Genomic DNA, 23230 nt, shown 5'->3' on the forward strand with positions numbered 1-23230 from the left:
CGGACATCATTACCGTTCTGACTCGCGGAAAGGTTCTTGCGGAAGGCAGCTACGCCGATCTGACCAAGGACGAGCGCGTCAAGGAAGCTTATCTGGGAGCCGGGCATGGCTGAGATCACAATGGCCGCACCGGCAACGACTGCAGCAACTGGCAATCCAATTCTCAGCATCGAGAATCTCGAAGCCTGGTATGGCGAGTCGCACATTCTTCACGGCATCAATTTCAACGTGAAGCCGGGCGAAGTCGTCACGCTGCTCGGTCGCAACGGCGCCGGCAAGACCACGACGCTGAAGTCCATCATGGGCATCATCGGCAAGCGCACCGGCTCGATAAAGTTCGAAGGCAACGAGATCATCAAGACCTCGTCCGACAAGATCGCGAAGCAGGGCATCGCATTCTGTCCGGAAGAACGCGGCATCTTCTCCAGCCTCGACGTGAAAGAGAATCTGATGCTGCCCCCGACGATCCGGCCGGGCGGGTTGTCTCTGGATCAGATCTTCGAGCTGTTTCCAAATCTGAAAGAGCGTCTTAACAGCCAGGGGACAAAACTCTCCGGCGGTGAGCAACAAATGCTGGCGATCGGCCGCATCCTGCGCACCGGCGCGCGCTTCCTGATGCTGGACGAGCCGACCGAAGGTCTCGCACCTGTCATCATCCAGCAGATCGGCCACACCATCGCGCGGTTGAAGTCGGAAGGCTTCACCATCCTGCTGGTCGAGCAGAACTTCCGTTTCGCTGCCACGGTGGCGGATCGCTACTACATCGTCGAGCACGGCAAGATCATCGATGGCTTCGCCAATTCCGAGCTCTCGGCGAATATGGACAAGCTGCATACGTATCTCGGCGTCTAATATCGAATAACGGACCGAGCCAACGGTCCGACGATAGACACAACCATCAATACGGGTAGGGAGCACAGAATGAAAAAAGTCGTTTCGACGTCGCTGCTGGGTTTTGCGCTGATGATGAGCGCAAGCTCGCTTGCGTTCGCCCAGGACAAGACCGCCAAGATCGGCGTGCTGAACGACCAGTCCGGCCTCTATGCCGATATCACCGGGCAGGGCTCGGTGCTTGCCGCGCAGATGGCGGTCGAGGACTCCGGTCTGGTCGCCAAGGGCTGGAAGATCGACGTGCTGGTCGGAGATCACCAGAACAAGCCCGATATCGGCGTCAACATCGTGCGTCAGTGGTACGATCGCGACAAGCTCGACGTCGTCGTCGACGTGCCGACCTCGTCGGTCGGTCTCGCCGTCAACAACGTGGTCAAGGAAAAGAACGGCGTCTACCTGAATTCGGGTTCGGGAACGTCGGACCTGTCCAACGCGCAGTGCTCGCCGAACACCATTCACTGGGCTTACGACACTTATCAGCTCGCCAACGGCACCGGCACGGCGCTGACCAAGTCCGGCGGCGATACCTGGTTCTTCCTGACCGCGGACTACGCCTTCGGGACGGCGCTCGAGCGCGACACCACCAACGCCGTCAACGCTGTCGGCGGCAAGGTGCTCGGCAGCGTCCGTCCGCCGCTCAACACTGCTGACTTCTCGTCGTTCCTGCTGCAGGCACAGACATCCAAGGCCAAGGTCATTGGCCTCGCCAATGCCGGCGGCGACACCATCAACTCGATCAAGCAGGCGTCAGAATTCGGCATCGTCAAGGGTGGCCAGAAGCTGGCCGGCCTCCTGATGTTCATCACCGACGTCCATTCGCTCGGTCTGCCGGTTGCCAACGGCCTGAACCTGACCGAGACCTTCTATTGGGATCTCAACGACGGTACCCGTGCATTCTCCAAGCGGTTCCAGGACCGCGCGAAGAACAAGGCCATGCCGACCACGGTGCAGGCTGGCGTCTACTCATCGCTGATCCACTACTTCAAGACCCTCGACGCGATGGGCGGCAACTCCCATGACGGATTGAAGATCGTCGACAAGATGAAGGCGACCCCGACGGACGACATCATCTTCGGCAAGGGCACGATCCAGCCGAACGGCCGCAAGCTGCACCCGGCCTATCTGTTCGAGGTCAAGAAGCCTGAGGAGTCGAAGGGACCCTGGGATTACTACAAGCTCGTGGCGACGATCCCTGCCGATCAGGCCTTCACGCCGCTCGACAAGAGTGCTTGTCCGCTTTTGAAGAAGACCTAATTTAGAAGCCGTCGTCCAAATTATTGAGAGGAAGTCATGAAAAACAAGATTTCAACCGCACTTCTCGGCACGGCGCTTTCGCTGGCCATGGCGGGCGTCGTCATGGCCCAGGACAAGACTGTCAAGATCGGCGCACTCAGCGATCAGTCCGGTCTCTACGCCGATCTCGGCGGCCCGGGCTCGACCCTGGCTGCGCAGATGGCGGCGGAGGACTCCGGTCTGATGGCCAAGGGCTGGAAGATCGACATCATTTCCGGCGATCACCAGAACAAGCCGGATATCGGCTCCAACATCGCGCGGCAGTGGTTCGACGTCGACAAGGTCGACACCATCGTCGACGTGCCGAATTCCGGCGTGGCACTGGCGGTGAACAACATCGTCAAGGAGAAGAACGGCGTCTACATCAATTCGGGCGCCGCGACGTCGGATCTCACCAATGCGCAGTGTTCGCCGAACACCGTGCACTGGACCTACGACACCTACATGCTCGCGCATTCGACCGGGCAGGCGATGGTCAAGGCCGGCGGTGACAGCTGGTTCTTCCTCACCGCCGACTACGCCTTCGGTGCCGCGCTGGAGCGCGATACCTCGGAAGTCGTCAAATCCTCGGGCGGCAAGGTGGTCGGCGGCGTCAAGCATCCGCTCAACACCGCGGACTTCTCCTCCTTCCTGCTGCAGGCGCAGTCGTCGAAGGCCAAGGTCATCGGTCTGGCCAATGCCGGCGGCGACACCACCAACTCGATCAAGCAGGCGGCTGAATTCGGCATCGCCAAGGGCGGTCAGAAGCTCGCGGCGTTGCTGCTGTTCATCACCGACGTCAAGGCGATCGGTCTTGAAACCGCACAGGGCCTCAGCTTCACCGAGACCTTCTATTGGGACCTGAACGACAAGACCCGCGACTTCTCCAAGAAGTTCGCGGCGCGCATGAAGAACGGCGCTCCGCCGTCGATGGTGCAGGCGGGCGTGTATGCCGGCTTGATCCACTACTTCAAGGCGCTGGAAGCGCTCGGCAGCAATCCGCATGATGGCGCGAAGATCGTTGCCAAGATGAAGGAATTGCCGACCGACGATCCGCTGTTCGGGCAGGGCAAGATCGAAGCCAATGGCCGCAAGATTCACCCAGGCTATCTGTTCGAGGTGAAGAAGCCGTCGGAATCGAAGGCGCCGTGGGATTTCTACAAGCTTGCCGGTACAGTGCCAGCCGATCAGGCCTTTACACCGATCGAGAAGAGCACTTGTGCGCTGCTGAAGAAATAAGATCGTTGGCCCGGCGGCGTCACTCTGCCGGGCCAAGACTTTCCTGCGATAAGAGTTGAGAACAACATGTCGATCAATCTACAGGCCCTGTCTGCGCAATTGCTGGTCGGACTCATCAACGGCTCGTTCTATGCGCTGTTAAGTCTCGGTCTCGCCGTGATCTTCGGCATGCTGAACATCATCAATTTTGCCCATGGCGCCGTCTATATGATGGGCGCGTTTGCGGCATACTTCCTGCTCAACCTGGCCGGCATCGGCTACTGGCCGGCGCTGATCCTGGCGCCGCTGGCGGTCGGCCTGTTCGGCATGGTGATGGAACGCACCATGCTGAAATGGATCGCCAATCTCGACCATCTCTATGGCCTGCTGCTGACCTTCGGTCTGGCGCTGATCATCCAGGGCGTGTTCCAGAATTATTTCGGCTCGTCGGGTCTGCCTTACGCGATCCCGGATGCGCTGAAGGGCGGTATGAATCTTGGCTTCATGTTCCTGCCGATCTATCGCGGCTGGGTCGTTATCTTCTCGCTGGTGGTCTGTATCGCGACCTGGTTCCTGATCGAGCGTACGCGGCTCGGCGCCTACCTGCGCGCCGCCACCGAAAACCCGACGCTGGTCCGCGCCTTCGGCATCAATGTGCCGCTGATGATCACGCTGACCTACGGTCTCGGCGTCGGTCTCGCGGCACTCGCCGGCGTGCTGTCGGCGCCGATCAACCAGGTGCGCCCGCTGATGGGCGCGGACCTGATCATCGTCGTGTTCGCGGTCGTCGTGATCGGCGGCATGGGCTCTATCATGGGCTCCATCATCACCGGTTTCGCCCTCGGCATCATCGAGGGTCTGACCAAGTATTTTTACCCCGAGGCCTCCAACACCGTCGTCTTCGTGCTGATGGTGCTGGTGCTCCTTGTGAAACCTTCCGGACTGACGGGACGGGCTGCCTGATATGACAACGATCACTGAAAACGCCATTCCGTCACCCCGCCGCACCGTCAAAGACGAGATGGTCGCCTTTGCGATCATGACCGCACTGTTGCTGGTCGTGCCGCTCACTGGCGTCTATCCGTTCTTCGTGATGCAGGCGCTCTGCTTCGCGCTGCTCGCCTGTGCCTTCAACCTTTTGATCGGCTATGGCGGTCTGCTGTCGTTCGGCCACGCGATGTTCCTGGGCACCGCCGGCTACTGTACGGCGCATGCGCTGAAAGTGTGGGGCCTGACGCCCGAACTCGGCATCGTCGTCGGTGTCGTCGCCGCCGCTGCGCTCAGCGTCGTCACTGGCCTGATCGCCATTCGTCGTCAGGGCATCTACTTCGCCATGATCACGCTGGCGCTGTCGCAGCTCCTGTACTTCGTCTATCTGCAAACGCCGTTCACCCATGGTGAAGACGGTATCCAGGGCATTCCGCAGGGCACGCTGTTCGGCCTGTTCAATCTCTCGAAGCCGATCACGCTGTATTACGTGATCCTGGCCGGCTTCACGCTGGGCTTCCTGATCATCTACCGCGCCATTAACTCGCCCTTCGGCGAGGTGCTCAAGGCGATCCGTGAGAACGAGCCGCGTGCGGTGTCGCTGGGCTACAAGACCGATCAATACAAGCTGCTGGCCTATATCCTGTCCGGCACGCTTGCGGGCTTCGCCGGCGCGCTGAAGGTGTTCGTGGCACAGAACGCCTCGCTCACCGACGTGCATTGGAGCATGTCCGGTGAAATCGTGCTGATCACGCTGGTCGGCGGCCTCGGCACGCTGTTCGGGCCTGTGGTGGGCGCCTTTGTGATCATCGCTATGCAGCAATATCTCGCCGGCTTCGGCCAGTGGGTGACGGTGATCCAGGGCGTGATCTTTGTGGTCTGCGTGCTGACCTTCCGCCGCGGCGTCATTGGCGAAATCGCGCATTACTTCAAGCGGTCGCTGTAGTTCACCGTTGTCATACTTCTCCGACCCGGAGGCAGTGGCACGCTATGCGGAAGGCCCGGTGCGGCAAGTGCCGGGCTTCCTCGGCTTGCTGCAGATGGCGCGTATTCTCCTTGCGGAACGGGCACCGAATGACGCCCATGTGCTCGTGCTTGGCGCGGGTGGTGGGCTGGAGTTGAAGGCCTTTGCCGAGACGCACCCCGGATGGCGCTTTTGCGGCGTCGATCCATCGGCCGAGATGCTGGGACTGGCCAAGCGCACGCTCGGTCCGCTCGCGTCACGCGTCGATCTCCATGAAGGCTATATAGACGGCGCGCCCGAGGGGCCGTTCGATGCGGCGACCTGCATCCTGACCCTGCATTTCATCCCGGAGGAGGAGCGTCGACGCACGCTGGCCGAGGTGCACCGGCGGCTCAAGCCGGGCGCTCCCTTCGTCGTCGCCCACCACAGCTTTCCCCAGCACGACGGAGAAAAGGCCAGATGGTTGTCCCGTTACGCAGCTTTTGCGGCGGCATCCGGCGTACTGGCCGCCAATACGGAGAATGCGATCTCGGCGATCGGCGAACGCTTGCCGCTGCTGTCGCCGGAGCAGGACGAAGCCCTGCTGTGGGACGCAGGCTTCACCGACGTTGCCCTGTTTTATGCGGGGTTCACGTTCAGGGGCTGGGTCGCCTACAAGGCGTAGCGCCGTCAACGGTTGGGCCGACCTTGCGCCGCGGCGTCATCGGCGAAATCGCGCATTACTTCAAGCGGTCGCTCTAAATCCAGGCACTGCCTCAGGAAAAGCAGGCTGTCATAAAGCGGTGGATGATCGGGCCTAAAAGGTGCGTGATTGCCCGTCTTGGCCGGAAATGCTTTATGACATCCGTGTGACACAGGGCCGCCGGCGGTGGCCCCGCGGGACCATGTCCGCCATCTGGCGGTCCGGTCGCTGCGTTTTCCTGACAGTTGGATGAGATGATGCTGCGCTGGTTCCGGTCCTTTCTGCCCCGGGAGGAAAGGTTTTTCGACCTGTTCGCCCGCCATTCAGTGACCGTGGTCGAGGGCTCCAAGGCGCTTGCGGGGATGCTGGAAGGCGGCGACGAGACGCCGGTCTACTGCCAGCGTGTCAACCAGTTCGAGAACGACGCCGACGCCATCACCCGCGAGGTGCTGACCGCCGTTCGCCGCACTTTCATCACGCCGTTCGATCGCGTCGACATCAAGAACCTCATCACGGCGATGGACGATTCCATCGACCAGATGCAGCAGACGGCGAAAGCGGTGATGCTGTTCGAGGTGCGCCAGTTCGAGCCGCCGATGCGCGAGATCGGCACGCTGCTGGTGGAATGCGCCAACCTTGTCGGCCGCGCGGTGCCGCTGATGAGCGCCATCGGCGACAATGTCGGCCTGCTCACCGCGATCACCGAGGAAGTCGGCAAGCTCGAAGGCCGCGTCGACGATCTGCACGACATCGGGCTCAAGGAGCTCTTTCTCAAGCATCGCGACGCCAACACCATGGATTTCGTGGTCGGCGCCGAGATTTACAAGCACCTTGAAAAGGTGGCCGACCGCTTCGACGACGTCGCGAACGAGATCAACAGCATCGTCATCGAACAAGTATAAGGCAGGGCCATCAGGTGGACGCCACGCTCGCCTTTCCGGTGCTGATCGGCCTCATCGCCATCGCATTGCTGTTCGACTTTCTCAACGGCCTGCATGACGCTGCCAACTCGATCGCGACGATCGTCTCGACGCGCGTGCTGCGGCCGCAATATGCCGTGCTGTGGGCGGCATTCTTCAACTTCATCGCCTTCCTGGTGTTCGGTCTGCATGTCGCCAACACCATCGGCACCGGGATCATCGAGCCCAGCGTCATCGATCCCGCGGTGATCTTTGCGGCCCTGATGGGCGCCATCGTCTGGAATGTGATCACCTGGGGCCTCGGCATTCCCTCGAGCTCGTCGCATGCGCTGATCGGTGGTTTGCTCGGGGCAGGTGTCGCCAAGGCAGGACTCTCGGCAGCCTTATGGACCGGGCTGTCCAAGGCGCTGCTGGCCATTGTGCTGTCGCCGCTGGTGGGCTTCCTGCTGGCGCTGGTGCTGGTGGCCATCGTGTCATGGGCGTCGGTGCGCTCGACGCCTTTCGCCGTGGACCGCGCCTTCCGCATTCTGCAGTTCGTCTCGGCCTCGCTGTATTCGCTCGGCCATGGCGGCAATGATGCGCAGAAGACCATGGGCATCATCGCGGTGCTGCTCTATTCGCAGGGCCATCTCGGCACGGAGTTTTCCGTGCCGTTCTGGGTCGTGCTGTCATGTCAGGCGGCGATGGCGCTGGGCACGCTGATGGGCGGCTGGCGCATCGTCCGCACCATGGGTCTGCGCATCACCAAGCTCACGCCGATGCAGGGCTTCTGCGCCGAGACCGGCGGTGCGGCGACGCTATTCGCGGCGACGTTCCTCGGCGTTCCCGTCTCGACCACACATACCATCACCGGCGCGATCGTCGGCGTCGGCGCAGCCCGTCGCGTATCAGCGGTGCGCTGGAACGTGGCAAGTTCGATCGTCTATGCCTGGGTGATCACGATCCCGGCCGCGGCGATCGTCGCCGCGGCGACCTGGTGGATCGTGAAGCTGTTGCATCTGAGCTTTATCTGACGCAGGTCACGACACCAGCTTCAGTCCCGCAATGCCCGCCACGATCAGCCCGATACAGGTGATCCGCGCCACGGTGGCCGGGTCGCCGAACAAGTACATGCCCAGCGCTGCGGTGCCGACCGCCCCGATGCCGGTCCACACCGCATAGGCGGTTCCCATCGGCAGTTCCTTGAGGGCGAGGGCGAGCATGCCGACGGATGCGGTCATGCTGATGAGGGTGAGGACGGAGGGGACGAGGCGGGTGAAGCCTTCGGTATATTTGAGCCCGACGGCCCAGCCGACTTCAAGCAGACCCGCAACGAACAACAATAGCCAAGCCATGGGATGACCCCTGTAAACAGGCAGGGCCGTCCCTGCAGATGATGATGATTTGGAGGTCGTCCTCGCAGGGGTTATATGGGACCCACGCAGCCGGATCGCAACGCGGCCGATGGTCGCCACTTCGGCCAGTTTCCCGCCCAAAATCCCTTGATTGCGCCCGTTTTCCCTGCCACAGGCACGTTTATGTCCGATATCGCCCTTTCCGCCGACTCAGCCGCGCGTTCCCCGCTTGCCACTGAGGTCGCCCGCCGCCGCACTTTCGCGATCATCTCGCATCCTGACGCCGGCAAGACCACGCTGACCGAAAAGCTGCTGCTGTTCGGCGGCGCCATCAATCTGGCGGGCCAGGTCAAGGCCAAGGGCGAGCGCCGCAACACGCGTTCTGACTGGATGAAGATCGAGCGCGACCGCGGCATCTCCGTCGTCACCTCGGTGATGACCTTCGAATTCCAGGGCCACGTCTTCAACCTGCTGGACACGCCGGGCCATGAAGACTTCTCGGAAGACACCTATCGCACGCTCACCGCGGTCGACTCGGCTGTCATGGTGATCGACGCCGCCAAGGGCATCGAGGCGCGGACGCTGAAGCTGATCGAGGTTTGTCGTCTCCGCGACATCCCGATCATCACCTTCGTCAATAAGATGGACCGCGAGAGCCGCGACGTGTTCGATCTCCTCGACGAGATCGAGAAGACGCTGGCGCTCGACACCACGCCGATCAACTGGCCCGTCGGCCGCGGCCGCGATTTCATGGGCACCTATGACATCGAGACCGGTGGCATCCGCCTGTTGGAGGGCGGCGGCGCCAAGACCGGCGCAGCCGAGAAGATCAAGATTGCCGATCTGGCCGGCCGCAACCCCAATCTCGACGCCAGCGAGGTCGCCGACGAACTCGAACTGGTGAAGGAAGCCTCGAAACCGTTCGACCTGCAGTCGTTCCGCGAAGGCCATATGACGCCGGTCTATTTCGGCAGCGCGCTGCGCAATTTCGGCGTCGGCGATCTGCTCGAAGGTCTCGGCCGTTTTGCGCCATCGCCGCGCGCGCAGGAATCTAATTTGCGCAAGGTCGAGGCCGACGAGCCCCGGATGTCGGCCTTCGTGTTCAAGATCCAGGCGAACATGGATCCCAACCACCGCGACCGTATCGCCTTTGCGCGGCTGTGCTCGGGCAAACTGACAAGGGGCATGAAGGCCAAGCTGGTGCGTACCGGCAAGAACATGTCGCTGTCGTCGCCGCAATTCTTCTTCGCGCAGGACCGCGCCATCGCCGACGAAGCCTACGCCGGCGACGTGGTCGGCATCCCCAATCACGGCACGTTGCGGATCGGCGACACGCTGACCGATGGCGAGGACATCACCTTCATCGGCGTGCCCAGCTTCGCGCCGGAAATCGTGCGTCGTGTGCGTCTCGGCGATGCGATGAAGGCGAAGAAGCTGAAGGAAGCCTTGCAGCAGATGTCGGAAGAGGGCGTCGTCCAGGTGTTCCGCCCGCGCGACGGCGCGCCGGCCCTGGTCGGCGTCGTCGGCCCGCTGCAGCTCGACGTGCTGAAGGCACGGCTCGACGCTGAATATCAGCTTCCGGTCAGTTTCGAAGTCTCGGAATTCTCGTTGGCGCGCTGGATTTCGTCGGACGACAAGAAGAAGCTCGAGACCTTCATGTCGAACAACAACTCTGGCGTCGCGGATGACGTCGACGGCGATCCGGTGTTCCTGGCGAAGAACGACTTCTATCTGAACTATACGAAGGAACGCGCCGAGGGGATTGTGTTCTCTGATATCAAGGACGTGAAGAAGCAGGGGTAAGAGACTGCGCGTTCGACGTCGGTCTATATGGTGAGGCAGCGTTCTCACGAAAAGCGAGGACGATCCGCCGGGTCGCTCCGGCGGATCTCAACCTGCTAGCGGTACGCAATACATGAACCGCTTGAGAAGACCGTATCGCTGAATTCTTAAAGAAAGATTCCTGACCGCGAAGCGCGTCGGCAACTATCGTCAGTCAAGGCAACAGAGAACCGGCCGCTGCCCCTACATAGTTAAGTCGCGGAATGGATATGAAGTTTGTGCGGCCTTCAGGCCACAGCGTCAGGTGCCGGATTCCACGATCCTCTTGATATTCGCCAGACCCAACTCCGCTTCTTCATCGATCCGCTGAACCACTTCCGGCGTCGGCGCCTTCGGCCGCGCAGGATTACGCACAGTCCGCGTGAATTTCGTCCCGCCATCCACCACATCGCACACATACTGCACCACGATCGGGCCGGTGACGCTCATATGTGTCAGGCCTATCCAGAGCCGCGGACGCTCGCAGGCGATCACCAGCCAGTCCAGCGCGACTGGGCCCGACCGCGTCGACCAGTGTTCGTGAAACGTGTCGCCGAACCGCATCGGGCGATCCTCGCAGTCGATGTCGTGCGAGGAGGGCAGCCATTGCGGCCATGTTTTCGGATTGGTGACGTAGTCGAACACAGCTTCGGGCGCAGCCGCAATCACGATGGAGTGGCTGCGCTCGAACGGATGCGTCGGTGTCTTGGGTGTGGTCATGGCTGGCAGTTCCTCCGCGGTCTGTTCGCGCAGTTGTGAACGGTCTTGTTCTTGATGAGTGCGCAACAGCGCTGCGTATTGTGTGGAGGCTTTGTCGGGGAAGATGGGTACGTGGGTCAAGCCCGTGTATGACGTATGAGTTGGGCGGTAGACTCTCCCCACGTCTTGGCTGTGCAAAGCGCGAAGCGCGGCTTCGCGAGATGACCGGCCATCCATCTTCCCTTGTGAGCCGGGCGGCTGACGATGTATTCGCGGCCTTTGACGTCGGGCGTGACGAACCCGGTTCCCGTCATCGACTCGCATTTGAGGCATTTCCGGTCAAATTTGATAGTGTTCTCTGGCTACGAGGTACCGGTGCCCAAGCCGTGCGTCACGACGACCTGGGCCTTTTGGAAAGTTTGAGCGAGATGAATGGGGTCATCGTCAGAACTACGCTCCAACTGATCACGCCCGGAATACTGTTCGTCTTCGGGGCTGCCTTCGTCTGCGCGTGGCTCGTCGAGAAGAAGCGCAACTACCTGCTTTTGCTGGCCGGCGCGTGCGTTCTGTTTGCCCTCGGTGCGACGTCGCAGATCTTGGGTTTGCCGCCCGGCGCGGGGCCCAATGCCATCGTCTCGGGCGCGCTCTACACGTCGGCGGTTATCGCCGCCGTGGAGGGCGTCCTGGTGCGTTCGGGGAAGGGGCTCGGTCCGGTCATCGATATGGCGATCCTTGCCGGCTTCGTTCTTCTGCTCGCCTATTTCTTTTATATCGATCGCAGTCTCATCGCCCGGGTCTACATCCAGAATTTCGGCTACGGCCTCCTGATGCTGATCGCAGCGGGGCGGCTCACCGCATTGGCGCGCGGGCCTTATGTCGATCGGGCTCTGTTCTGGGTGCTGTTGCTGTTCGGATTGCATTTTTTTCCGCGAACCCTGCTCACGGTCGGATTTTCCGCGCCGGTCGACAGAACAGCGTTCAGCAATTCGATGTTTTGGCAAGCACTCCAGCTTTCGCTCGCCGTGCTCGGCGCCGGCCTGGCGCTGGCCATCCTCGCCGCGGCGGTGTCCGACATGATCGACGATCTTCGTCGCGAACGCGATCTCGATCTGTTGACCGGCATCCTGAACCGGCGCGGCTTTCAAGAACGGGTATCCGCCCATCTGCGCAAACACGGACCGAGCCGTGCTGCGCTCGCTCTGTGCGACATCGACAACTTCAAGAGCATCAACGACACCCTCGGTCATGACGTCGGAGACGATGTCCTTGGGGAGGTGGGGCGCATGCTGCGCAACGCGTCGCGCAAACGCGACATCGTCGGGCGGCTGGGCGGCGAGGAATTTGCGGTGTTCCTTCCGGATACGGACGAACAGGAAGCGGTTGATTACGCCGAACGGTTGAGGATCGCGATCGAGCAGAACAGCTTTGCCGTCCCGGATGGAGCGAGGCAGGTCACTGCGAGCTTCGGCGTGGGGACGTTGCAGCCGGGAGATAGCTGGCCGAGCCTGTACAAGCGGGTCGATGGGCGACTTTACGAAGCGAAGCGGACCGGCCGCAACCGCACAGTTTCTCGCACGCTAAGCGCCTCTGCCGACGCGCCAGTTGCTGGATCCGGATACGCGCTTCCGCAGCTGCAGAGCCAGGACGGCGCCCGGCTCTGACGTCGAATTCGGTTTCGCAAAGATGGGTGCGCAAGTCATCCAGCTTTGCGTCAGACGATTCAGTTGCAACGTATTCCATATGCAACGCGATGCGGCCGCTATGTCGGCAACGACTCGCCGCTCTGCTCGCGCACGATATAGTCGGCATACCAGTCCGGCCAGTTCTCGTCATGCTGGCCGCCGGTGCGCTTTTCGTGTTCACCATGCGCGATTGCCGCTCGCCGCAAGGCGGCTGCAAGGTCAGCAGATGAATTGAAAGTCGTGGCACTGGCATCGATGCGTCCGGGCAGTCGCGCGGTGATCTCCTGAAACAGCCAGCCGTTGCCGTCCGGGTCGCTGAATGATGCGAAGGAGCGATAGCTGGCCCGCGCGGGATCCGGGCCATTCACCCGAAGCCGTCCGAACAAATAAGGCTCGTCCGGCCCGACATTGACATCTACGGCGTGGAAGGCGTCGCTCACCTTGACTCCGCGGCTGAGCAGGTCTGCGCGGGCGGCCTCGATGTCGGAGACGATCAGATATAGACCCTGCGCCGAACCGGGCGCTGCAGCAGTGACGTTCTTGCCGAAGATGACCGAGCAATCCGACCCCGGCGGCGTGAACTGGATCACGCGATAGTCGTCGCCGACCACGAAGTCGGCATCGAGCCTCCAGCCGAGGCTTGCGTAAAAACTCTTGGCCGTGTCGACATTCGACACGGGAATGACGACGATTTCGAGCTTCATGGTGACGGAAGTATCACGATGCACCTGGGGACTGCTCATGTCGGTCTCCTGAGGTCGGGGTGTGATGATGACGACGTGTGGTGCCGGGCTGCGCGCAGGCGCAACAATGTCTGCAATCGGTCGTTTGGCCGGCGTTCCGCTTGTTGGTTCGCTCGTGCGGTTGTGACCCATCCCGATCTTGATGACGCCACACGCCTGTATCATTTCAGGTGAGGGCGCATTTGCAAGGGTGTCCGAATGACACGGAACCTCACGTTACTGTTGATCGTCGGCGTACTGGTGGCATTCGCCGGCCAGGCGGAGGCGCGGCGGCTGCGCGCCGGCGATGCAGTACCTTTCTCGCACAGGCCGTGCAGCGTGCTTGATGGCGAGCCGTGCACGCCGTCCACCTGCAGCGTGTTCGATCACGGGCCGTGCATTCCCGAGATCGATTATCCGATCGGGCAAAACCTGCAGGTCACGGTGCTAAGCGTGCGGCCGGGTGATCAGCAGGCTCTCTACCGCCGGCCTGATCATGATCTCGATACGATCGGTGACCTGTTCGCCACCTTGCGGTCGTGCTGGTCGCCGCCCGCGGTGGAGAGTGCGCGTGCGGGCATGCAGATGTCGGTGATGTTTTCGTTCAACACGGCCGGCATGCCGATCGCGCCGCCGCGCGTAACATTCGCGAGCAAGGATGCGCCGCAGGACACGCGCGGCACCTATCTCAAGGCCATCAACGGCTCCCTCGATGCATGCCTGCCGCTGAAGCTGACCAAGGGCCTCGGCGGCGCGGTCGCCGGGCGGCCGATCATGATCCGCTATGTCGATAACCGGGAGTTGGAGAAGCAGTCCGGGAAGTAAGCTGCTTCCTAACCTCGCCCCGCATTTGCGGGGAGAGGTCGGAGTCGGCGCGTAGCGACGGCTCCGGGTGAGGGGCCTTGAATAGCGGGGGGAGGACGCGGAATCTCGGGTCTGCAGTATCGAGATCCGAGGGTGCTTCTTTGTGGCTGGCTTTGTGCCATGCCCCTCACCCGAAACACGCGCTGCGCACGCGTTTCGACCTCTCCCCGCGCAGAGCGGGGGGAGGTTAAGAGAGTGAACCACTGCGCCACCCGCCGCGACGAAGGGGAAGTCACTCCGGAGGCGGCGATGTTTGGACGCAGGTTCGTATTGATTGCGACGACGGTTGGCGTTGTCGGTGCGCTCACCGGCGGCAGCGCACTGTTGTTCTGGCCCGAGCCCGACAACTGGACCGAGGAAGCCAAGGCCTGCGTCGGCGACAAGTATGTCGGCTTCTGGCAGGACAACGGCAAGTATTCGTTCAAGATGGATTTCGAGAACAACTGCGCCCGCAAGATCGCCTGCGGCATCGACGTCACGGTCACCAACGCCAAGGGCTCGGTGAAGGACCACGGCATGGTGATCATCCCTGCACGCGGCCAAACGCCGAGCGAGGCGAGCTACAGCATTCCGACCTCGTCGTCGTCCGGCATGGCGCAAACCGCGCGAAACTGCCGGTTCGTGTGACGGTCTTTCTTACCTCGCCCCGCCTAGCGAAGCTTCGCTTCGCGCGGGGCGGGGAGAGGTTAGGAAGTCCCTCAATCGATCCTGATTTTCGCCGCCTTGATCACCTCGGCCCATAGCGCTTTCTCGTCGGCCATGCGCTTGCGGAGCTGATCGGGCGTGGTCGGCGAGGGCGTGATGAGCTGCAGCTTCAGCTTCTCGATCACGGCAGGCTCGGCCAGCGTCTGCGTCACTTCGGCATTGATCGTCGCCACCACATCCTTCGATAGCCCGCCCGGGCCGACCAGCGCATTCCAGGCGTCGGACTGCACGTCGATGCCGCTCTCGGTGAGTGTCGGCACGTCCGGCAGGAACGGCGAGCGCTTCGCAGTGGTGACGGCGAGGATTTTTACGGCGCCGGTGGCGAGTTGTGGCGTCACGCCGATGGCGGGCAGGCACGCGACCTGCACGTCGCCGCGGATCAGCGCGGTGGTTGCAGCGGGCGAGGACGGGTAGGGGATGTGCACCATGTTGGCGCCGGCCTTTTGCGCGATTGCTTCCATGCAAAGCTGCGACAGCGTGCCGACGCCGATCGAGCCGTAGCCGAGGCCTTTCGGATCGGCTTTGGCCTTGGCGAGGAATTCCGCGACGGTGTTGACGCCGAGGCTGGTCGGCACCGCGAGCACGCTCGGGAGCTGGGTCAGCAAAGTGATCGGCGCGATGTCGGTGTCGGGATTGTAGGGCAGCTTGGCAAACAGCAGCGTGTTGATGGCGAGCGGGCCGCCGAGCGAGATGCCGATGGTCGAACCATCCGGCGTGGATTTGGCGATGGCGTCGGTGCCGATATTGCCGGAGGCGCCGGGCTTATTCTCCACGACGAAATTGGTGCCGGGATGCCGCGTCTGCAGACTGTCGGCGAGCACGCGGCCGACGATGTCCGGGCTCGCGCCGGCGCCGAACGGCACGATGATGCGCACCAGCTTGGGCGGCCAGACGGGCGCCTGCGCGTGCGCTGCGAAGGGCAGCGTCGCGAACAACAGCGCTGCGAGCGCAAGGCGAAAGCGGGCGGATGTCGTGTCGTTTCGCAGCATTGCGTGCGTCCCCTGAAAAGTGATACCCGGAAACCGTCTGACCGGCGCCAAAAGCGGCTAAAATCCGCTGGCCGGGCGGGACCATAGTGGGAATTTCAGGGCGGGCAACCCATCCGGCACGCAACCGCCCGGGCGAGAGGACTGAACATCATGGGACTGATCGTGATGATCCTCGGCCTCGTGCTGTTTCTCGGCATTCACCTGTTCATCATCAGGCGCGAGGCGCGCGCGGAGCTGATCGCACGCCTGGGCGAGAGCGTCTACAAGCTTGGCTTTGCGCTGATCTCCGCCGTCGGCCTCGCGCTGATCATCTGGGGCTTCGCGCAATATCGCGCGACCGGCTGGATCAATGTCTGGACGCCGCCGCTGGCGATGAAGCACATCACCGTCGCCCTGATGCTGCCGGCGGTGATCATGGTCACTGCGTCCTATATCCGCGGCCGCATCTACACCACGCTGAAACATCCGATGCTCGCCGGCATCAAGCTGTGGGCCGCCGCGCATCTGCTCGCCAATGGCGATCTCGGCTCGATCATCCTGTTCGGATCGTTCCTGGCCTGGGCGGTGATCGATCGCATTTCGCTGAAGCACCGCGCTGACGCCGGCGGTCCGCCGATCCCGGTGGGTGGTCCGATGAATGATGCGATTGCGGTCGCGGTTGGCATCGTCGCCTATATCGCTTTGGGTTTCGCCTTCCATCCGGTGGTGATCGGCGTTCCCGTGTTCGGAGCTTAAGTTCATGTCAGTTCAGTCAGCCATCAAGCGCAAGACCGCACCGGATATTCTCGCGCGCAAGAACGGCGAGCCGATCGTGATGCTCACCTCGTATCATGCGCATACGGCCTCATTGGTCGATCGCTATTGCGACGTGATCCTGGTCGGCGACTCGCTCGGCAATGTGATGCATGGCTTCGAGACCACAATCCCCGTGACGCTGGAGATGATGATCTTGCAGGGCCACGCGGTGATGCGCGGCTCCAAGCAGTCGCTGGTCGTCGTCGACATGCCGTTCGGCTCCTATGAAGCCTCGAAGGAACAGGCGTTTCATTCTGCCGCGCGCATCCTGAAAGAGACCCATTGCGGCGCCGTGAAGCTGGAAGGCGGCGCGCGCATGGCCGAGACCATCGCGTTCCTCACCGAGCGCAGCATCCCCGTGATGGCGCATATCGGTCTAACGCCGCAGTCGATCGCAGCGCTCGGTTCGTTCCGTTCGCAGGGCAAGGAAGAGGCCGAAGCGATTGCGCGCGGTGAGAACGTACCGGGTCCGATCCAGAACGATGCGATTGCTGTCGCGCAGGCCGGCGCGTTCTCGGTGGTGATCGAAGCGGTGGCTGAACCGCTCGCGCGAAAGATCACGGAGACGATTCCGATCCCGACCATCGGCATCGGCGCGAGCCCGGCTTGTGACGGTCAGGTATTGGTGCTCGAAGATATGCTCGGCCTGTCGGCGCGGGTGCCGAAATTCGTCAAGCGCTACGGCAATCTCGGACCCATGATCGAGGCCGCCATCGAAGGCTACGCCACCGATGTGCGCTCGCGGGCATTTCCGGGGCCGGAACATGTCTATGGCGGCAAGCCGAAGGGCTGACGCAGGTTTGACGCAAGACGGACGCAGGATTTCCGCAGGAATTTTGCGGCCCGGCCGGGGTTGAAAGAGCAGGGGCAATGCGAAGGATGTTGATGATGAAGGCCTTGAAATTCCTGAGCTTTGTCGCCGTTTTGGCGCTGCTTCCCGCGGTTTCGCACGCGGAGCCAGCCAAAAAGGAGCGGAAGCCCCATTATCGTGTCGAGGAGCCGCGTCCGGTCGTAAACCCGCTGAACGACACCCGCGGCAATGCGGCGCTGGGTGGCAACAACGCCAATTCGGCCTTCGGCGATAACAGCGCCGGGTCCAATGCCAATGGCCGCACCAGCGGCGGCGCCGGTGGCATGAACTGACGGGCCCAAAAGGCATCGGTTCGAAATTAAGCATTTCGGGATAACGCTTTGATCGCGCTGGCTTTGCCTTGCCAGCGCCATAACGCTAGGGTATCGCCGCCGCCATGCCGGAGCGCATATGCCCGGCGCCGCTCGGGGTGAGCGCGGCCCATCGGGGACAGGATACCTTTAAGTGTCTGAATTATTTAATGAAGTCGACGAAGACCTGCGTCGCGAGCAGCTCAAGAAGATCTGGGAGAAGTATTCGCTCCTAATCATCGCAGTCGCGATTCTGATCGTGGTCGGCGTCGGCGGCTGGCGTGGCTACAGCTATCTCGAGGCCAAGAAGGCCGCCGTGGCCGGTGCGGCGTTCGACCGCGCGGTCGAGCTGGCTGAGCAGAACAAGCATGCCGAGGCGGAAGCCGCCTTCACCAAGCTCGCGGCCGAGGCGCCGTCCGGCTACCGCACGCTGGCGCGTCTGCGCGCCGCTGCCGAGGCTGCTTCGCGCGACCCTCAGGCCGCGGTGAAGCTCTATGACGACATTATCGCTGACCGGACCGTTCCCGCGCCGGAGCAGGATTTGGCGCGCATCCGCGCCGGCAGCCTGTTGCTCGAGACCACCCCATATGAAGCGATGCAGACCCGTCTGGAGCCGGCGACGACCAATACCAGCACCTATCGTCATTCGGCGCGCGAGCTGCTGGCGCTGTCGGCATGGAAGGCCAACAACGCCGTGGCGACGCGGCAGTGGCTGGACATGATGTCCAACGATGCGGAGACGCCGGCGAGCCTGCGCACCCGTGCCGAAGCACTGCAGGCGCTGCTGCCGCCCGCGGCGAAAAGCTGAGCAAGACAAGAGCCGAATTAAAGCTGACCTGAAGCCGATCGTTCAGATCACGAGTTGAGTGAGAAGTCGTCCATGCGCCCGATGCAACGCCTCGTTTCCGCCGCCGTCCTGATCGCGCTGTCCAGCGCGCTCACGGGCTGCGGCAGCATGACCGGCTGGGACCCGTCCGACATGCTCGACTTCCTGGACACCAAGAAGAAGCTGCCCGGCGACCGCAAGCCGGTATTCCCCGACGGCGTCCCCGGTCTTGAGCAGGGCGTGCCGCGCGATCTCTACAAGGAGAATGTCGAGCGCCAGCGCGCGCAGGAGGCTGCGCCCGTCGCAGCCGCCCCACTGCAGCCGCCGCCGGGCGCGCCAGAGCCGAAGGGCCGCAAGGCGAAGAGCCGCGGCTCTGTTCAGGTCGGCACCGTCCGTCAGGACGGCGCAGCTCCCGCCGATCCCGATGCCGCGCCGACAGAGGAAGGCAGCACGGCTGCCGCGCCGCCTCCGCCGCAAGGCAAGAAAGTCGCCCGCCGCCGCAGCACCACCGCGCCGCCGCCGGATGAGCCGGCAGCAGCCGCGCCGGCCCAGCAGGCCACCACACCATTCCCGGCACCAGTGCCGTCGGGTAGTTTCTCGCGCTGAGTTCGCGCGCCCTCTCATTGACAGGCTGTCCGTAAAGGGCGCACGGATCACCTATGTCTTATACCATTGCCATCATCGGCCGACCCAATGTCGGCAAGTCCACGCTGTTCAACCGTCTGGTCGGGCAGAAGCTTGCGCTGGTCGATGACACCCCGGGCGTCACCCGCGACCGCCGCGAGGGCGAGGGCAAGCTTGGCGATCTCGAATTCACGCTGGTCGACACTGCCGGTCTCGACGAAGGCCCGAAGGGCTCGCTGACCGCACGCATGCAGGAACAGACCGAGACGGCGATCGCGCTGGCGGACGCGCTGTTCTTCGTCATCGATGCGCGCATGGGCCTGACGCCGAACGACCGCGCCTTTGCGGATTTCGCGCGCCGCGCCAACAAGCCGGTGCTGCTGCTCGCCAACAAGAGCGAGGGCAAGCACGGCGAAGTCGGCGCGATGGAATCCTATGCGCTGGGTCTCGGTGATCCCATCCAGGTCTCCGCCGAACACGGCGAAGGCCTTGGCGAGCTCTATGACGCGCTGCGCGTGCTGATGCCGGAGCCGGTCGAAGAGCCTGAAGAATTCGACGATGACGACGTCATCATTCCAGAGGAAGAGATCGAGACGCGGCCGATCCGCGTCGCCATCGTTGGGCGCCCCAATGCCGGCAAGTCGACGACCATCAACTATCTGCTCGGCGAAGAGCGCCTGCTAACCTCTCCGGAAGCCGGCACCACGCGCGACAGCATTTCGGTCGAGCTCAACTACAAGGGCCGCGACTTCCGCATCTTCGATACCGCGGGTCTACGCCGTCGGTCGCGCATCGAGGAGAAGCTGGAAAAGCTGTCCGTCGCCGACACGCTGCGTGCCGTGCGCTTCGCCGAAGTCGTCGTGCTGATGATGGACTCGCAGAACAAGTTCGAGGAACAGGATCTGCGCATCGCCGATCTGGTCGAGCGTGAGGGACGCGCGCTGGTGCTTGCGGTCAACAAATGGGATCTGGTCGAGAAGCAGGGCGGCCAGATTGGCGCGCTGCGCACCGATGCCGATCACTTGTTGCCGCAGATCAGGGGGGTGCCGGTCGTAGCGATCTCCGGGCTGATGGGAGAGGGTGTAGAACGGCTGATGAAGGCGATACAGGATGCCTACGCGGTCTGGAATCGCCGTATTCCCACCGCAGGCCTCAATCGCTGGTTCGAGGATGCGATCGACAAGAATCCGCCGCCGTCGGTATCGGGTCGCCGGCTGAAACTGAACTACGTCACCCAGAACAAGGCACGGCCGCCAAGCTTCGTGGTGTTCTGCTCGCGCGCCGATGCGGTGCCGACGAGCTATCTGCGCTATCTCACCAATACGCTGCGCGAAGCCTTCGACCTGCCGGGCACGCCGATCCGCATCACGTTGCGCGAGAAGGCGAACCCGTTCGCGCACAAGCGCAAGCGGCCGAACTGATCGACCAGCAGGAAAAAACGCCGGATCGCGGTGCACGCGATCCGGCGTTTTTATTTTGTGTCCTATCGCTCGCCGGTGAGTCCGAACGGATTGGCGTGCCTCTGCGTCGGCGGACGCTCTGATTTGCGCCACGGCAGGATCATCGACACCCGATCGCGGTAGCGGCGATAGTCGTCGCCGAACAGCTCGACCAGATCGCGCTCTTCCAGAAAGATCCCGACGAAGATGTAGGCGGTGGTGACGGCCGCAAACAACAGATGTCCGACCGTCATGAGCGGCGTCGCCCAGAAGGCGATGATGAAGCCGAGATAGATCGGGTGGCGCACGAAGTTGTAGTAGAGCGGCGTGCGAAACACCGGCGCAGATGGCTTCTGGTCAGACAGATTCTGCACCACCTGCTGCACGCCGAACAACTCGAAATGGTTGATCAGGAACGTGCTGGTGAAGACGAGGACCCATCCGAACAGGGAAAGCCCTGTCATCGTCATGGCCAATTGTGGATTGTTGATCTGCCAGACGACCGCCGGCATCGGGCGCCACTGCCAGAACAGCAGCAGAAGGCTCAGGCTCGCGAACAGCACATAGGTGCTGCGCTCGACCGAAGCCGGGACATATTGCGTCCACCACTGCTTGAACGACTTCCGCGCCATGACGCTGTGCTGGATTGCAAACAGCGACATCAGAGCGAGATTGACGAGCACAGCTTCCAGCCACGGAACCTGCGTTCCGGTGTTGATGTCTTTTGGTACCATCATTCCGTCGACGAAACCGATGGCATAGAGGATCGTGATGAAGAAGATCGTGTAGGACGCGAGCCCGTAGAGGAGTGCAATGATGCGGGTCATGGAACTATCCTTTGCTGGTTGTCTTGTCGATTTGAAACAAGCGTTTCCTTAGCCGGCCCGTCCGGGAGGACCCGCGCGCGCTTCGGGTTGCCTGCTGCGCGGCTGGCTGGGGAGGAGAGATGCCTCGGCCACGCGCTCGCCCGACGGCATGATCGGCGATAGATGAATGAGATTCGGCCGCAACTGACAGCGCGCGGGCTGATCACGGCGGATTTGTGCCGCATTGTGATCGGGCAGGCTGCCAGAGCAAGCACTCAGGGCGCCGACGGCGACGAGCACGCCAGCTGTAAGTATCCGAATGCGGAAGCTCACCATTTGTCGGATCGCGCGCATGATGGTTTCCCGGTGCAGCGTATCGATCTGCGCGCGGTGGCCGTCGAAAGCGATCGATTCATCTGCGAGATGTTGAGTCGGGTCCGGTTGGGGCAGCGACACTTGACCCGACTCAAGAGCGGTATCGACGTCTTGCATATCGCGCTGCGCATGCTTGCTACTGAAGAAGCGGTGCGGGTCGGTTCGGAGCGGACTCTCGAGGAACTCGGCCACCGCGGCGCGTGATATTCCTGCCTTGGATAGCGATCTGTCGTCGATGCTGATTAGCCGCGCAATGGCGCGCCGCATCAACAGTGCTGCAATCAAGCGGAAGCTACGATCGGCGGCTTTGGACAGCCGTTTCTTGATCATCATCGTCTCCATCGGATACAATGCGCCACATGCCGCGCACGGTTGGGGCTGCGGACGATGATCGGAGGTTCAGGACCTCACATGATCGAGACACCGCCATCATTTGCAGCGACGCCGGATATTGATCGCGGTGGGGATTTGCTCGCAGATATGCTGCGGTCGATCCGGCTCAGCGGATCGGTATTTCTGAACGCCAGCCTGACCGAGCCCTTCGGCCTCATTAGTCCGAAACATTTCGACGAACGCACTCCGATGGCGCATTTGCGCCATGTCAGCATTTTTCATTTGATCGCGGCGGGCGAATGCACCGTCGAACTCGCCAGTGGCGAGCGAGGCACCATTGCTGCGGGCGACGTTCTGCTGATGCCGTTTGCCGACACGCACAGGTTCTACAGCGGCGACGGCGCGGAGTTGTGTTCCGCGATGGAACTGGTACGGGCCGGTCCACTATCCGGCATGTGGACGATCGAGCATGGCGGCGGAGGGCGGGAGACCCGCATGGTCTGCGGCTTCATCGAATCGTCGGAGTTGCTGCATTCTCCGGTCTTTCGGACCCTGCCGCCGATGCTCATCGATCGCGCCGGCGACGACAAGGTGAGCGCGATTCTCGCCACGACGGTGCGCGAAATTCTCTCACTGACCGAAGACGCTACGCCCGGCAGTGAGATCATGCTCGGCCGGCTGATGGAGCTGCTGTTCGTGGAGGTGCTGCGTCGCTACGCTGCGGGATTGCCGCCCAGCGCGCATGGCTGGTTCGCAGCACTGAACGATCCCGTGCTCGGGCGTGCGATGTGGCATGTCCATGGCAACCCGGGCCATCGCTGGACGGTTGACGATCTGGCCCGCGAATGTGGCACGTCGCGCACGGTGCTCGCCGAGCGCTTCAACGAGGTGTTGGGCCAGGCTCCGATCGAATATGTCACCAGCTGGCGGATGCAGTTGGCAGCGGAGCGCATGCGAACGGGCGCCGACAGCCTTGCCGTCATCGCCAGCGATGTGGGCTACGATTCCGAGGCGGCCTTCAATCGCGCCTTCAAGCGCGTGACCGGAATAGCACCGGGTCGCTGGCGTGACGGCGCGAAGTCGGCGAAGCCGTATCCGAGCCCCATGCGCAGAGGCTGACC

General features: G+C 62.4%; 26 protein-coding genes. 20 read left to right on the forward strand and 6 right to left on the reverse strand.

The genetic code is table 11. From position 1 onward, the window contains the following. From BLW80_RS12605 to BLW80_RS12645, 9 genes are all read left to right on the forward strand, one after another. A partial coding sequence (locus BLW80_RS12605; protein WP_502688612.1) for an ABC transporter ATP-binding protein C-terminal domain-containing protein occupies positions 1 to 113 on the forward strand: 113 nt, incomplete at its 5' end. Beyond that, complete coding sequence (locus BLW80_RS12610) at positions 106 to 852, forward strand: ABC transporter ATP-binding protein (protein WP_089263896.1); 747 nt, start codon at positions 106 to 108, stop codon at positions 850 to 852. The genes BLW80_RS12605 and BLW80_RS12610, both read left to right, overlap by 8 nt. A gap of 69 nt (positions 853 to 921) precedes the next feature. Beyond that, positions 922 to 2145, forward strand: a complete 1224-nt coding sequence (locus BLW80_RS12615; protein ID WP_089263897.1) for an ABC transporter substrate-binding protein — start codon at positions 922 to 924, stop codon at positions 2143 to 2145. 36 nt (positions 2146 to 2181) lie between these two features. After that, complete coding sequence (locus BLW80_RS12620) at positions 2182 to 3402, forward strand: ABC transporter substrate-binding protein (RefSeq protein WP_089263898.1); 1221 nt, start codon at positions 2182 to 2184, stop codon at positions 3400 to 3402. Between the two features lie 66 nt (positions 3403 to 3468). Next, positions 3469 to 4344, forward strand: a complete 876-nt coding sequence (locus BLW80_RS12625) for a branched-chain amino acid ABC transporter permease (protein WP_089263899.1) — start codon at positions 3469 to 3471, stop codon at positions 4342 to 4344. 1 nt (position 4345) lies between these two features. Beyond that, entirely contained in the window at positions 4346 to 5314 is a 969-nt protein-coding gene (locus tag BLW80_RS12630; protein ID WP_093758258.1) for a branched-chain amino acid ABC transporter permease, read from the forward strand. 7 nt (positions 5315 to 5321) lie between these two features. Further along, positions 5322 to 5996, forward strand: coding sequence for a class I SAM-dependent methyltransferase (locus tag BLW80_RS12635; RefSeq protein WP_093758259.1), 675 nt, complete (start codon positions 5322 to 5324; stop codon positions 5994 to 5996). 275 nt (positions 5997 to 6271) lie between these two features. After that, on the forward strand, positions 6272 to 6916 hold the full coding sequence (locus BLW80_RS12640; protein ID WP_089264630.1) for a DUF47 domain-containing protein: 645 nt from the start codon (positions 6272 to 6274) through the stop codon (positions 6914 to 6916). Between the two features lie 14 nt (positions 6917 to 6930). Then, a complete protein-coding gene (locus tag BLW80_RS12645; protein WP_089263901.1) occupies positions 6931 to 7947 on the forward strand; it encodes an inorganic phosphate transporter in 1017 nt (338 codons plus the stop codon). 6 nt (positions 7948 to 7953) lie between these two features. Here BLW80_RS12645 and sugE read toward each other — a convergent pair whose 3' ends face one another. Then, a complete protein-coding gene (sugE, locus tag BLW80_RS12650; RefSeq protein WP_093758260.1) occupies positions 7954 to 8268 on the reverse strand; it encodes a quaternary ammonium compound efflux SMR transporter SugE in 315 nt (104 codons plus the stop codon). A gap of 183 nt (positions 8269 to 8451) precedes the next feature. Between sugE and BLW80_RS12655 the strand changes: the two genes are divergently transcribed. After that, complete coding sequence (locus tag BLW80_RS12655; RefSeq protein ID WP_093759048.1) at positions 8452 to 10071, forward strand: peptide chain release factor 3; 1620 nt, start codon at positions 8452 to 8454, stop codon at positions 10069 to 10071. A 279-nt stretch (positions 10072 to 10350) separates the two neighbouring features. On the opposite strand, the gene BLW80_RS12660 is transcribed toward BLW80_RS12655, so the two are convergent. Next, positions 10351 to 10809, reverse strand: coding sequence for an SRPBCC family protein (locus BLW80_RS12660; RefSeq protein ID WP_093759049.1), 459 nt, complete (start codon positions 10807 to 10809; stop codon positions 10351 to 10353). 200 nt (positions 10810 to 11009) lie between these two features. Here BLW80_RS12660 and BLW80_RS12665 point away from each other — a divergent pair, with 200 nt between their 5' ends. After that, positions 11010 to 12449, forward strand: coding sequence for a GGDEF domain-containing protein (locus tag BLW80_RS12665; protein WP_244528202.1), 1440 nt, complete (start codon positions 11010 to 11012; stop codon positions 12447 to 12449). A gap of 98 nt (positions 12450 to 12547) precedes the next feature. Here BLW80_RS12665 and BLW80_RS12670 read toward each other — a convergent pair whose 3' ends face one another. Further along, positions 12548 to 13213, reverse strand: a complete 666-nt coding sequence (locus BLW80_RS12670; protein WP_093758262.1) for a VOC family protein — start codon at positions 13211 to 13213, stop codon at positions 12548 to 12550. A 198-nt stretch (positions 13214 to 13411) separates the two neighbouring features. Between BLW80_RS12670 and BLW80_RS12675 the strand changes: the two genes are divergently transcribed. Next, entirely contained in the window at positions 13412 to 14017 is a 606-nt protein-coding gene (locus tag BLW80_RS12675; RefSeq protein ID WP_093758263.1) for a UCP034077 family protein, read from the forward strand. 288 nt (positions 14018 to 14305) lie between these two features. Then, on the forward strand, positions 14306 to 14683 hold the full coding sequence (locus BLW80_RS12680; protein WP_139285816.1) for a hypothetical protein: 378 nt from the start codon (positions 14306 to 14308) through the stop codon (positions 14681 to 14683). A 71-nt stretch (positions 14684 to 14754) separates the two neighbouring features. Here BLW80_RS12680 and BLW80_RS12685 read toward each other — a convergent pair whose 3' ends face one another. Beyond that, entirely contained in the window at positions 14755 to 15750 is a 996-nt protein-coding gene (locus BLW80_RS12685; RefSeq protein WP_093758264.1) for a Bug family tripartite tricarboxylate transporter substrate binding protein, read from the reverse strand. Between the two features lie 150 nt (positions 15751 to 15900). Between BLW80_RS12685 and BLW80_RS12690 the strand changes: the two genes are divergently transcribed. The 6 genes from BLW80_RS12690 (at position 15901) to der (ending at position 20577) form a co-directional block, all read left to right on the forward strand. After that, positions 15901 to 16485, forward strand: coding sequence for an NnrU family protein (locus tag BLW80_RS12690; protein ID WP_093758265.1), 585 nt, complete (start codon positions 15901 to 15903; stop codon positions 16483 to 16485). A 4-nt stretch (positions 16486 to 16489) separates the two neighbouring features. Then, positions 16490 to 17338: a 3-methyl-2-oxobutanoate hydroxymethyltransferase gene (panB, locus tag BLW80_RS12695; protein WP_089263907.1), complete on the forward strand. Its 849-nt coding sequence runs from the start codon at positions 16490 to 16492 to the stop codon at positions 17336 to 17338. Between the two features lie 95 nt (positions 17339 to 17433). After that, positions 17434 to 17688 (forward strand): hypothetical protein, encoded by a 255-nt coding sequence (locus tag BLW80_RS12700; RefSeq protein ID WP_139285817.1) that lies wholly within the window; start codon positions 17434 to 17436, stop codon positions 17686 to 17688. A gap of 172 nt (positions 17689 to 17860) precedes the next feature. Further along, positions 17861 to 18514 carry a tetratricopeptide repeat protein gene (locus BLW80_RS12705; RefSeq protein ID WP_068731023.1) on the forward strand — a complete coding sequence of 218 codons (654 nt, stop codon included), beginning with the start codon at positions 17861 to 17863 and terminating at the stop codon, positions 18512 to 18514. A 72-nt stretch (positions 18515 to 18586) separates the two neighbouring features. After that, positions 18587 to 19138, forward strand: a complete 552-nt coding sequence (locus BLW80_RS12710) for a hypothetical protein (protein WP_089263910.1) — start codon at positions 18587 to 18589, stop codon at positions 19136 to 19138. 53 nt (positions 19139 to 19191) lie between these two features. Further along, a complete protein-coding gene (gene der / locus BLW80_RS12715; protein ID WP_089263911.1) occupies positions 19192 to 20577 on the forward strand; it encodes a ribosome biogenesis GTPase Der in 1386 nt (461 codons plus the stop codon). 62 nt (positions 20578 to 20639) lie between these two features. On the opposite strand, the gene mddA is transcribed toward der, so the two are convergent. Then, positions 20640 to 21422 carry a methanethiol S-methyltransferase gene (gene mddA / locus BLW80_RS12720; protein ID WP_093758266.1) on the reverse strand — a complete coding sequence of 261 codons (783 nt, stop codon included), beginning with the start codon at positions 21420 to 21422 and terminating at the stop codon, positions 20640 to 20642. A gap of 48 nt (positions 21423 to 21470) precedes the next feature. Continuing rightward, positions 21471 to 22106 (reverse strand): hypothetical protein, encoded by a 636-nt coding sequence (locus tag BLW80_RS12725; RefSeq protein ID WP_139285818.1) that lies wholly within the window; start codon positions 22104 to 22106, stop codon positions 21471 to 21473. 81 nt (positions 22107 to 22187) lie between these two features. On the opposite strand from BLW80_RS12725, the gene BLW80_RS12730 reads away from it, so the two are divergent. Beyond that, positions 22188 to 23228 carry an AraC family transcriptional regulator gene (locus BLW80_RS12730; protein WP_170849655.1) on the forward strand — a complete coding sequence of 347 codons (1041 nt, stop codon included), beginning with the start codon at positions 22188 to 22190 and terminating at the stop codon, positions 23226 to 23228. Positions 23229 to 23230: the final 2 nt, after the last annotated feature.

It is taken from the genome of Tardiphaga sp. OK245 (assembly GCF_900108575.1).
Classification (GTDB): Bacteria; Pseudomonadota; Alphaproteobacteria; order Rhizobiales; family Xanthobacteraceae; genus Tardiphaga; species Tardiphaga robiniae.

Excerpts from the sequence above, each read along its gene's own strand:
- BLW80_RS12610 (WP_089263896.1), top strand. The coding sequence starts at position 106 with ATGGCTGAGATCACAATGGCCGCACCGGCAACGACTGCAGCAACTGGC.
- BLW80_RS12615 (WP_089263897.1), top strand. The coding sequence starts at position 922 with ATGAAAAAAGTCGTTTCGACGTCGCTGCTGGGTTTTGCGCTGATGATG.
- BLW80_RS12620 (WP_089263898.1), top strand. The coding sequence starts at position 2,182 with ATGAAAAACAAGATTTCAACCGCACTTCTCGGCACGGCGCTTTCGCTG.
- BLW80_RS12625 (WP_089263899.1), top strand. The coding sequence starts at position 3,469 with ATGTCGATCAATCTACAGGCCCTGTCTGCGCAATTGCTGGTCGGACTC.
- BLW80_RS12630 (WP_093758258.1), top strand. The coding sequence starts at position 4,346 with ATGACAACGATCACTGAAAACGCCATTCCGTCACCCCGCCGCACCGTC.
- BLW80_RS12640 (WP_089264630.1), top strand. The coding sequence starts at position 6,272 with ATGCTGCGCTGGTTCCGGTCCTTTCTGCCCCGGGAGGAAAGGTTTTTC.
- sugE (WP_093758260.1), bottom strand. The coding sequence starts at position 8,268 with ATGGCTTGGCTATTGTTGTTCGTTGCGGGTCTGCTTGAAGTCGGCTGG.
- BLW80_RS12655 (WP_093759048.1), top strand. The coding sequence starts at position 8,452 with ATGTCCGATATCGCCCTTTCCGCCGACTCAGCCGCGCGTTCCCCGCTT.
- BLW80_RS12660 (WP_093759049.1), bottom strand. The coding sequence starts at position 10,809 with ATGACCACACCCAAGACACCGACGCATCCGTTCGAGCGCAGCCACTCC.
- BLW80_RS12665 (WP_244528202.1), top strand. The coding sequence starts at position 11,010 with ATGACCGGCCATCCATCTTCCCTTGTGAGCCGGGCGGCTGACGATGTA.
- BLW80_RS12670 (WP_093758262.1), bottom strand. The coding sequence starts at position 13,213 with ATGAGCAGTCCCCAGGTGCATCGTGATACTTCCGTCACCATGAAGCTC.
- BLW80_RS12675 (WP_093758263.1), top strand. The coding sequence starts at position 13,412 with ATGACACGGAACCTCACGTTACTGTTGATCGTCGGCGTACTGGTGGCA.
- BLW80_RS12680 (WP_139285816.1), top strand. The coding sequence starts at position 14,306 with ATGTTTGGACGCAGGTTCGTATTGATTGCGACGACGGTTGGCGTTGTC.
- BLW80_RS12685 (WP_093758264.1), bottom strand. The coding sequence starts at position 15,750 with ATGCTGCGAAACGACACGACATCCGCCCGCTTTCGCCTTGCGCTCGCA.
- BLW80_RS12690 (WP_093758265.1), top strand. The coding sequence starts at position 15,901 with ATGGGACTGATCGTGATGATCCTCGGCCTCGTGCTGTTTCTCGGCATT.
- panB (WP_089263907.1), top strand. The coding sequence starts at position 16,490 with ATGTCAGTTCAGTCAGCCATCAAGCGCAAGACCGCACCGGATATTCTC.
- BLW80_RS12700 (WP_139285817.1), top strand. The coding sequence starts at position 17,434 with ATGAAGGCCTTGAAATTCCTGAGCTTTGTCGCCGTTTTGGCGCTGCTT.
- BLW80_RS12710 (WP_089263910.1), top strand. The coding sequence starts at position 18,587 with ATGCGCCCGATGCAACGCCTCGTTTCCGCCGCCGTCCTGATCGCGCTG.
- der (WP_089263911.1), top strand. The coding sequence starts at position 19,192 with ATGTCTTATACCATTGCCATCATCGGCCGACCCAATGTCGGCAAGTCC.
- mddA (WP_093758266.1), bottom strand. The coding sequence starts at position 21,422 with ATGACCCGCATCATTGCACTCCTCTACGGGCTCGCGTCCTACACGATC.
- BLW80_RS12725 (WP_139285818.1), bottom strand. The coding sequence starts at position 22,106 with ATGATCAAGAAACGGCTGTCCAAAGCCGCCGATCGTAGCTTCCGCTTG.
- BLW80_RS12730 (WP_170849655.1), top strand. The coding sequence starts at position 22,188 with ATGATCGAGACACCGCCATCATTTGCAGCGACGCCGGATATTGATCGC.